This window comes from Synechococcus sp. GFB01 (genome assembly GCF_001039265.1).
Taxonomy (GTDB): domain Bacteria; phylum Cyanobacteriota; class Cyanobacteriia; order PCC-6307; family Cyanobiaceae; genus NIES-981.
The window spans coordinates 1-9255 of sequence record NZ_LFEK01000069.1 but is presented as its reverse complement, the minus strand read 5'-3'; the positions used below and the strand labels follow the sequence as shown (position 1 = coordinate 9255).

Sequence of the window (9255 nt, the reverse complement as noted above, 5' to 3'; positions counted from 1 at the left end):
GGTCGGGCGGTTCAGCTGGATCAACCTGATCTTCCCGATCCCGGTGCTGTTCTTTCTTGGCGTGTTCGTGCGGGCCATCTTCAACCTGGAGCGGGGAGAGGTGCAGTGGAAGGGCCGTCGCTTCCGCACCCGCTGATGGAGGTCCGGGAGCTCATGCCGCTGGTCAGCTCGGCGGCCTTCTGGCTGCTGGCCTCCTTGCTGGTGGGGCTGCTGGCCAATCAGCTGCCGGAGCGCTGGCTGGGGGCTGGCAGCCCCCGAGCGACCCTGCCATCACCAGCCTCCCCTTGGTGTCGATTGTCACGGCAGGCGGGACCGCTGCACATCCGGGGCTGGAAGCGGTGGATCCCCGACGCCGGGGGCGCCCTGCCCGGCGGGGTGCGCAAGGCCAGCCTGGTGCAACGCGATCCGGCGGCATTGCGACGGCTGCTGCTCGAAACCCGTCGCGCCGAGCTCGTGCACTGGCTGCTCTGGCCCGCCGCACTGCTCACCGCCCTGTGGCTGCCGCCGGCGGGGGTGATGGTGAACCTGGCGTTTGCCAGCCTGTTCAACCTTCCCTGCGTGCTGGTGCAGCGTTACAACCGCGGCCGGCTGCAGCGCTGTCTGGCGCGGATGGTGTGCTGAGGCCGGCGACTGCCGCCGCCGCTCAGGGCCCCAGGCAGCACTCCTCCAGCTCCACGCCCACTGGCAGCCCGGCGTCGTCGGCGTGACGGGCGAACACCAGCTGATTCACGCCGGCCTCCAGCACAAACGCGTCGCGCTGGGGATCGAAGCAGGCCAGATGCCGCAGCGGGATGGTGAGGCTGAGCCGCCGCCGCTCGCCCGCGTTCAGGCTGAGCCGCTGGAACCCCACCAGGGTGCGGCGCGGTCGCTCCAGCAGCACCCCGGGTGGCTCGAGATACACCTGCACCACCTCGGCGGCGGCCATCGCTCCCACGTTGGCGACCGTCAACGCCAGCTCCACCGAGCCCTGGGCGACCTCGCTGACGGTGTGCACGGCGGCCGCCGGATCGCTCAGCTCGAAGCGGCTGTAGGAGAGTCCGAACCCGAAGGGGTAGGCCGGCACCTCACCCTGGCGCTGCAGGCGCCTGTAGCCGTGCCAGAGGTCGTAGTGCACCCGTGGCGCCCGCGGCTCGAACGGCGGCAACTGCGTCTCCCGGGCGGGAATGGCGAAGGGAAGCCGGCCTGAGGGCGACACCGCGCCGAACAGCACATCGGCCAGGGCATGGCCGCCCTGCTCGCCGGGGTACCAGAGCAGCAGCAGCCCCGGCACCTGCTGATCCCAGCTGCGGCTGAGGATGGCGCCGCCGCCCATGAGCACCACCACGGTGCGCGGGTTGGCGGCGGCAACGGCGCCGATCAGGGCCACCTGCTCCGGCGCCAGGCCGAGGCTGGTGCGGTCGCCGGCGGCGAAGTCGCCCCCCTGGCGCGCCGATGCGAAGCTTGTGATCCAGGCGATCAGGCTGGTCACACGCTGCCAGTGCGGTCGCAACCCGGGCCAGAGGGGCAGCTGCCGCAACCAATCGGGCGGCGGGATCTGCCTGAGGATCGGCGCGATGTCGCCGGGGTGGATGTGCTCTCCCTCGAGCCGCCAGTCGAGCCCACCACCACCACCGCGGCATCGCTGCCGGCCGCCAGCCTCGCCGCCGCCACCGGATCGCGGCCATCGGCGTGCACGATCGGCAGCTCGGGCTGGGCTGCTCGCAAGCCGGCCAGGGGGTCACCACCGTGCCCGGCTGCGGCCGGGTGTCGGACGAGCCGCGATCGCCCAGGTTCACTCTATCCGCCAGCGCACCGATCACCGCCAGCGAGCCGAGCTGCCGCAGCGGCAGCACCGGCTCCCCGCTGCCGAGCGGTTCGTTGCGCAGCAGCACGATCGCCTGGCGCGCCGCCTCCCGGGCCAGATCCTGATGGGCCGGGCAGCGGCGCAGTTCGGCTGGATAGGAGCCGGCTGGCACGCGCAGCTGCGCCCGCAGCTGGCGCAGCACGGCGTCGTCGATGCGCGCCATCGGCAGCCGCCCCGCTGCCAGAGCCTCGGGGAGGCAGCCGGCGAGGATCATCCGGAACGGCATCTCCAGGTCCTGGCCCGCCAGAAGCCCGGCGACGCCGTTGCGAAGGCCGAAGATGAAGTCGGTCACGACGAAGCCCCGAAAGCCCCATCGGCGTTTCAGGATCGCCTCGAGCAGCTCCGGGTGTTCGCCGCACCAGCGGCCGTTCACCCGGTTGTAGGCGCTCATCACCGAGCCGGCCCCGGCCTCCACGCAGGCGCGGAAGTGAGGCAGATAGAGCTCGTGCAGCACCCGCGGGCTCACCTGCACATCCACCAGGAAGCGCGAGCTGTCGATCGAATTGAGAGCGAAGTGCTTGACGCAGGCGATCGCATGCNGCTCGATCCCGCGTGTCATCGCCGCCCCCATCGCCCCCACGTGCACCGGGTCCTCGCCGTAGGTCTCCTGGGCCCGTCCCCAGCCCGGATGCCGCAGCAGGTTGATGCACACCGCCGCCACCCAGTTGGCCCCGCAGCTGCGCGCTTCCCGGGCGATCGCCTCGCCGATCCGCTCCTCCAGCTCCGGGTTCCAGCTGGCGCCGCGGGCCATCGGCACCGGGAATGTGGTGCCACCGCGGTGCAGCACCACGCCGCGCGGCCCATCCACGAAGTGCAGACCCGTGAGCCCCAGGCGAGGCAGCTGCCCCGCCGGCCAGGGATGGCGATGGGATGCATCGCGCAGGGCGATGTCGGCCATGCCCGACCAGAAGGGCGTGTCGCCATCGAGCAGACCGAGCTTCTCCTCGGTGCTCATCCGGGCCAGCAGCTGCCGGGCCCTCGACTCCAGCTCCGTGTCGGCCGGCGGTGCGTTCATCGGGGCCGCACCATTGCGCCGGCCACCGGCCGCTGGCGAAGGCCGCGCTGCTCCGCGATCCGCATGGCCTGCTGCAGCGGCGTGGTCTTGATCATGCTCTCGGTCTCACCGCAACGCCGTCGCTGCCCTGGCCCGGGCTGGCGCGGCTGACTAGAAGCGGGCCATCGCCGCGATCTTCGCGAGCTTGTCGGCATCCAGACCCTCCAGGTCGGCGAGCTGCAGGATGTTGTCCTTCACGAGGCTGGCGAACACGAACAGAATGCCCTCGAGGCGGAAGTCGAAGCGGCCTTCGATGGTGTGACGCTCGATGCTGAGAAANTCGTGCAAGGCCCAGATCGTTTCGGCTGAACTGAGCGATGCGGACCTGGTCTGGAGTTCGGACACCAGCCGCTCGATCACACGCCCGTAGGCACGCTCAAAAGCATCCCGCGCGATCGCCTCCTCCCTCTCCGACCAGCCTTCCAGAAGGGCTTCGCTCATCGGCCAGAACCGTGCTGTGGGTGAAGCTAACTCCATGCTCACGTCATCGTGAGCCGACGGGATCGCGCCCGTGCCGCCGGAAGCTCGAACCAGCTGCGGCCCGGGTCGTCGTGGTGTTCCCGGTGATAGCCGAAGTGGAAGCAGGCCAGCAGCGAGAGCCACGGCGGCAGATCGAGGCTTTCCGGATAGCTCTGCCGCTGCGGAGCTCTCTGCCCGCGATGCGGAAGATAGGTGCCGAAGATGAACAGCTGCAGTGAGCTCAGCAGCAGCGGCAGCGTGCAGAAGAGCAGCACATTGGCAATGGCCGTGGGGGTCATGCCGCTGAACACGAACCCCAGCCCGGCCCAGCCGCTGAGCAGACACCCCATCTGGGGAAGCGTGAGGTATCCGGCCATGAACTGGCGGTACCAGTGAAGCGCTCCTGTCTGCCCGCCTGAGGGGAAATCCGGATCCTCCGCGGTTGCTGTCAGCTGATGGTGTCGCTGGTGGTTGATCCGGCACCGTTGATAGGGCAGCGCCGCGTAGAGCGCCAGGGCCGCCGCTCCCAGCCGATCGTTCCATCGGCTCCGGCCTGGGCAGAGAATGCGGTGCATCGCATCGTGGCCGATGATGAAGAGGCCTGTCTGCAGCAGCGTTCTCAGCAGCACGGCGGGGATCAGACCCCACCAGGGCAGCAATTGGATGTTCAGCCCCAGCAGGCTCACCAGTGACGCCAGCCAGCCCAGGATGAGGGCGGCGTTGATCAGCAGCCCCCAGCGGGTTGTGCGGCCCATGCCGGCGATGTGTTGGCTCAAGCAGACTCACGCCCGAGCTTGAGAAGCTCAGCAGCCGATGCCAGCAGGTCGATCGCCACGAAGTAGATCTTCCCTTCGGGATTGAGCAGAAAACGCCAGGCCACGTTCATGCCAACCCCAGCCCCGAACCAAGGAGTCTGCACCTTACCGGTCACCTTGATCTGGGTGAATCCGCCTTCAGCTGGTTCGGCATAGCCGCGTTCGGGGAGGAGCTGGAGATTCTGGCAGTCTTCACGGAAGAAGCGCAGGATGGCGTCTTTCCCGACAATCGGTTTCTGGAACGGAGGCTGCAGAGCCCCATCCGGCATGAAGAGCTCGATCAGATTATCGAAATCGTTGGCATTGAGAAGGTCCATGTAATTGTTCACGGTGGGGTTGATCACCCCTTCGATGAACACTTTCTTGCGCAACTGCTCCGGTGTTGGTGGGACGACCGGCTCCATCACGCGCTGGCCCTCGCCCTTCTGGGGGTCGTAACCCATGTCGACCACGAAGTTGCGCAGGATCGTGATCTGTTGACCTTTGTCAACCTCCTTGAGCGAATTCAGCACCGCTGTCGCATTGGCCGAGAGCTGATAACCCTCGGGGATGGGGGCCACCAGTCCAGCGGCCATCCACTCGCCCAGCTGATACCAGAATCCCAGCTTGATGTTCACCGACCACACCGAGTAGGTGCGGCAGATCGGAGTGTCGATCCGGTTGGCCAGATCGCACATCACCTGGCTCTGCTCGGCAAAGCTCATCGCCTTGATCTCATTGAGCGTGCGCTCTGCGAACTGCATCCGGGCGGCGCCCGGTGCCGCGATCGTGATCGTGCTGCCCATTTCCAGATAGGCGAACCAGATCAAGGCGAGCTGATCTTCGGCGCTCAGCAGGCGGAAGCGCGCTGTGATCGCGGGCACGACATCCGCCGTCTGGGTTTCGGGGAAGATCCGTGCAGCTTTGTCGAGGGTGAACATGGGGGTCAAGGCGGAGGGCAGTGGAGTTGTGACGGCCGTGTGAAGCGGATCGGGCGGCCCTGGGTGAGATGGGAGCCGGCATTCCGACCCAGGCGGCGAGCCGTTCCCGCTTGGGTGCTGCTCAAGGCACTGCAGCGATGCGCTGCCTCACTCAGCCCGCCAAGGGGTGGTGAGAGACGTGTCGTCCATGGGCGGACCTCCCCGGGGCCTTCTCTCCAGCTTGCTCAGCCAGCGCAGGCGGACAATCAGCCTTTACACCCATTGCCTAACGGCGTTGGGGTGTGCATGAGATCGGTGTGTTGTCGCCGCGCAGGATGCAGTGGCTGATGCTCCAGTCGTAGTGCTGCCAGACGGCGGCCGGGAGCCTGTAGTCGCAGCCAGGGAAGTCGCCGAGTGCNACCCGGGTGGNCTGGGCCGAGCAATAGGGCCGGCTGCCCGGCCGCGCCAGATACTGCTGGTGGTAGGTCTCCGCCGTCCAGAACGGCACCCTGCTGCGGATCTCGGTGGTGATCGCGCCGTAGCCCGCCTGATCGAGCAGCCTTTGGTAAGCGTCCCGGCTGGCCTCGGCCTGGGCCAGCAGGCTCGGATCGTTCACGTAGATCGCCGAGCGGTACTGGCTGCCGCGGTCGTTGCCCTGGCGATCACCCTGGGTGGGATCGTGGCATTCCCAGAAGAGCTTGAGCAGGTCGCCGAAGCCGATCAGGGCGGTATCCCACACCACGCGCACCACTTCGGTGTGGCCGGTGCGGCCGCTGCACACCTGCTGGTAGCTCGGTCGTTCCAGATGGCCACCGGCGTAGCCCACCGCCGTGCTCACCACTCCTGGCAGGCGCCAGAACCCCTTCTCCGCACCCCAGAAGCAGCCGCAGCCGAACAGGGCTTCGCTCTGCCCCGGCTGCGGAGCGGCATCGATCGGGGTGCCGAGCACCATGTGCAGGCGATCCTCCTGGGGCAAGGCTGCAAGGCACGGCTGAAGGCAGCCTAGGGAGCATCCGCTATGGGCCGCTTCAGCCGCCCCGATCCGGCTCCAGGGCCAGGTGGTTGAACAGGGTGGTGGTGAACGCGAACAGCAGGAAGGGCAGCGACAGCACCAGGATCAGCCCCACGCCGAGCAGGGCGATGATCGGCTTGCTGGTGCCCATCAGAGCCAGACCCGCCGCCAGGCTGCCGAAGATCACCAGCATCCAGATCAGGATCTGGCCATAGATGTCGCCGAAGGTGAGCGTGCAGCGCAACCGGTAGGTCACGGCGGAGGGTTCCATGGCGGGTATGCGGCGGCGCCTGTGCGGCCTGCCGCCAGCTAAGCCGCGGCCTGGGCTGCTGGCTGCCCTGCTCAACAATCTGTTGAGCTGCTGCATCGGCGTCACACCGGCCGGGCTCAGGCCTCCGGATCAGGCGGTCTGCAGCTCCTCGCTGGCCAGCTGGCGCTCCCACAGGCGCTGGTAGGTGCCCGGCCGCTCGACCAGATCCCGGTGATGCCCCTGCTGCACCAGCCGGCCATCCTCCAGCACCAGCACCCTGTCGCAGGCGGCTGCGGCCGAGAGCTGGTGGCTGATCATCAGGATCGTGCGCTGCTGACGCCGCAGGCTGCGCAGGATCTCGGCGGCGGTGGTGTTGTCCACGCTCGCCAGGGCGTCGTCGAGCACCAGCAGGGGCGCGTCGATCAGCAGCGCCCGCCCCAGGGCGGTGCGCTGCCGCTGGCCTCCGCTCAGGGTGATGCCCCGCTCGCCCACGAGGGTCTGATAGCCATCGGGAAACCCCTTCACGTCAGCCTCCAGCCGGGCCTCGCGGGCACTGCGCTCGACCTGCTCGAGGCTGGCCTGCGGGTCGCCGTAGCGCAGGTTGTCGGCCAGGGTGGCGGTGAACAGATACCCCTCCTGGGGCACCAGGGCCACTCTGCGCCGCAGTTCCGCCAGGTCGAGCCGGGTCACATCCACGCCATCGAACCAGAGCTGCCCCGGCTCCACCTCCACCATCCGCCCCAGCGCCCGCGCCAGGGTGGTCTTGCCGCAGCCCACCGGCCCCACCACCGCCACGAGTTCGCCCGGTTCCACCCGGAAGGTCACATCCACCAGGGCCGGCCGGGGAGCATCCGGATAGCGCACCGTGAGGCCCCGCGCCTCGATCGCGCCCCGGGCGGGGCTCACCGCCTGCTGGGGCGAAGCCGGCGACTCCACCCGCGGCTGGCGCTCCAGCAGATCCTCGATCCGATCCAGGCTCACCTGNCCGGTCTGAAAGGTGTTGAGCGTGAACCCGAGCAGGGCGGTGGGGAAGACCAGCCGTTCAACGAAGAGGATCAGCGCCACCAGATCGCCGATGCTCAACCGGCCGCTGAGCAGCTGGCCGCTGCCCAGCGCCAGCAGCAGCAGCAGGCTCAGCGATGAGATCCCCTCCAGCAGTGGGAACAGGNTGCTGCGGGTGCGGGCGAGGTTGAGGGCCGCATCGCGGTAAATACGGTTGCTGCCCGCGAACGCCTCCTCCTCGGTGGCCTCCTGGCCGTAGATCTTGATCGCGGCGATGCCGGAGAGATCCTCCTGGATCAGATCGCTGAGCGAGGCCAGGGCCTCCTGCTGACGGCGTTGCTGGCGCATCATCCGCCCGCCGAACAGCCGCACCACCGAGAGCATCAGGGGGTAGAGCGCGATCGCCGCCAGGCTCAGCCAGGGGTCGATCGCCAGCATCGCCGGCAGGGTGAAGGCGTAGGCCAGGGCGGTGTTGGTCAGGCTGAGCACGGCGAATCCGAGCAGCCGCCGCACGTTCTCCACATCGCTGGTGGCGCGGCTGATCACCTCACCGCTGCCCGTGCCCTGCACCCAGCCGGGCTCCTGCAGCAGCAGATGGTCGAAGATCCGCTGCTTGAGATCGGCCTCCACCTGCCGCCCCACGCCGAACACCAGCAGCCGCGACAGCAGCCGCACCCCGCCCATCAGCGTGGCCAGGGCCACGATCAGACCGGCCTGGCCGAGCACATCAGCGAGGCTGAAGCCATCCTTCAGATCGTCGATCACCCGCCGCACCAGCAGGGGGATCGCCACGCTCAGCAGGTTCACCGCCACCAGGGCGACAGCGCCCTGGAGCACGGTGCGCCGGTGCGGCCGCAGATAGCGCCAGATCCGTTCGACTCTGAAGGCAGCCAAAGCGTCGCAACCGCGACATCCCAACCTAGGCAGCGGCCGCTCGCCGGCGGCTTCCGTCACACTGGTGGGAGCGTGGCGTGCCGATGAGCGAGCAGCAGAGCCATCCCCTCCATGCGCTCGACCGGCAGGTGGTCGACCGCCTCCTGGCAGCGGCCACCCCCGCCGATGACCATCTGGTCGACGCCGCCCGACTGCTGATGCGCTACGAGGGATTTCCCGGTGCCTCCGATCTCCAGGCCGACCTGCACAAGGCGCTGCGCCTCTGGGGCCTGAGCCGGGAGCAGCTGCAGGAGCGCACCCGCGCCATCTGGGCGGCGGGTTACAGGCCCGCACCGCTCGCCGCGGCGGCCGGTGCGGAGCCGGTGGGATCGGGTTTCGACACCGCCGACCAGGACGGCTGAACCGTGGCGTTGCCGGCCCGCGCCGCGGCCCGGCGGAGAATCTTTGCCCGGGCATCGCCAACTGCCCCCACTTCAGGTGATAGTGGAGAAGTCCCCATCACCCGGCCCGGTGTGCTCTGCACCCGGGCTTTTTACTGACCTCACGCTCCGCCTGCCCCCGGATCCCTGCCGCAGCCTTCCCGATGGCCCCTGCCCAGCCCTGGCCCCAGCTGCTCGATCAGTTGCTGGAGGGCCGCTCCCTGACGGCCCCGCAGGCCGATGCGCTGATGCGCGGCTGGCTGGACGAGGCGATCGAGCCGGTGCTCACCGGAGCCCTGCTGTCGGCTCTACGGGCCAAGGGCCTGAACGGCGAGGAGCTGGCTGCGATGGCGGCCGTTCTGCGCGAGGCCTGTCCTCTGCCCGGTCCTCGGCCGGATCTCCCCCTGGTCGACACCTGCGGCACCGGTGGCGATGGAGCCGACAGTTTCAACATCTCCACGGCGGTGGCCTTCGTGGCCGCTGCCTGCGGCGCCAGCGTGGCCAAGCACGGCAACCGCAGCGCCAGTGGCAAGGTGGGTTCGGCGGATGTGCTCGAGGCCCTCGGCATCCATCTGCAGGCGCCTCGTGAGCAGGTGATCGCAGCCTGC

Annotated in this window: 9 protein-coding genes and 2 pseudogenes; 3 read left to right on the top strand and 8 right to left on the bottom strand. The window is 68.8% G+C overall.

Features of this window, described 5'->3' with window-relative positions; all coding sequences use genetic code 11:
- Positions 1-153: 153 nt before the first annotated feature.
- Entirely contained in the window at positions 154-621 is a 468-nt protein-coding gene (locus tag SYNGFB01_RS08780; RefSeq protein WP_235300077.1) for a hypothetical protein, read from the top strand.
- 22 nt (positions 622-643) lie between these two features.
- On the opposite strand, the gene SYNGFB01_RS15490 is transcribed toward SYNGFB01_RS08780, so the two are convergent.
- The 8 genes and pseudogenes from SYNGFB01_RS15490 to SYNGFB01_RS08745 form a co-directional block, all read right to left on the bottom strand.
- Positions 644-1366 carry a glycoside hydrolase family 3 C-terminal domain-containing protein gene (locus SYNGFB01_RS15490; RefSeq protein WP_235300076.1) on the bottom strand — a complete coding sequence of 241 codons (723 nt, stop codon included), beginning with the start codon at positions 1364-1366 and terminating at the stop codon, positions 644-646.
- Positions 1367-2030: 664 nt separating this feature from the next.
- Positions 2031-2594, bottom strand: a pseudogene (locus tag SYNGFB01_RS15485) (glycoside hydrolase family 3 protein); the annotation flags it as partial.
- 414 nt (positions 2595-3008) lie between these two features.
- On the bottom strand, positions 3009-3338 hold the full coding sequence (locus SYNGFB01_RS08770; RefSeq protein WP_048017749.1) for a hypothetical protein: 330 nt from the start codon (positions 3336-3338) through the stop codon (positions 3009-3011).
- Between the two features lie 38 nt (positions 3339-3376).
- Positions 3377-4111, bottom strand: coding sequence for a fatty acid desaturase (locus SYNGFB01_RS08765; protein WP_048017751.1), 735 nt, complete (start codon positions 4109-4111; stop codon positions 3377-3379).
- Positions 4112-4128: 17 nt separating this feature from the next.
- The gene (locus SYNGFB01_RS08760) at positions 4129-5091 is read right to left on the bottom strand and encodes an orange carotenoid-binding protein (RefSeq protein WP_048017748.1); all 963 of its coding nucleotides are present in this window, start codon (positions 5089-5091) and stop codon (positions 4129-4131) included.
- Positions 5092-5356: 265 nt separating this feature from the next.
- Positions 5357-6022: a peptide-methionine (S)-S-oxide reductase MsrA gene (msrA, locus tag SYNGFB01_RS08755; protein ID WP_082325958.1), complete on the bottom strand. Its 666-nt coding sequence runs from the start codon at positions 6020-6022 to the stop codon at positions 5357-5359.
- A 76-nt stretch (positions 6023-6098) separates the two neighbouring features.
- The gene (locus SYNGFB01_RS08750; RefSeq protein WP_048017746.1) at positions 6099-6353 is read right to left on the bottom strand and encodes a hypothetical protein; all 255 of its coding nucleotides are present in this window, start codon (positions 6351-6353) and stop codon (positions 6099-6101) included.
- A gap of 129 nt (positions 6354-6482) precedes the next feature.
- Positions 6483-8228 (bottom strand): ABC transporter ATP-binding protein, encoded by a 1746-nt coding sequence (locus SYNGFB01_RS08745; RefSeq protein ID WP_048017745.1) that lies wholly within the window; start codon positions 8226-8228, stop codon positions 6483-6485.
- A gap of 83 nt (positions 8229-8311) precedes the next feature.
- Here SYNGFB01_RS08745 and SYNGFB01_RS08740 point away from each other — a divergent pair, with 83 nt between their 5' ends.
- Both SYNGFB01_RS08740 and SYNGFB01_RS08735 read left to right on the top strand, forming a co-directional pair.
- Positions 8312-8629, top strand: coding sequence for a DUF3288 family protein (locus SYNGFB01_RS08740; protein WP_048017744.1), 318 nt, complete (start codon positions 8312-8314; stop codon positions 8627-8629).
- Between the two features lie 182 nt (positions 8630-8811).
- Positions 8812-9255 (top strand): annotated as a pseudogene (locus SYNGFB01_RS08735) (anthranilate phosphoribosyltransferase); the annotation flags it as partial.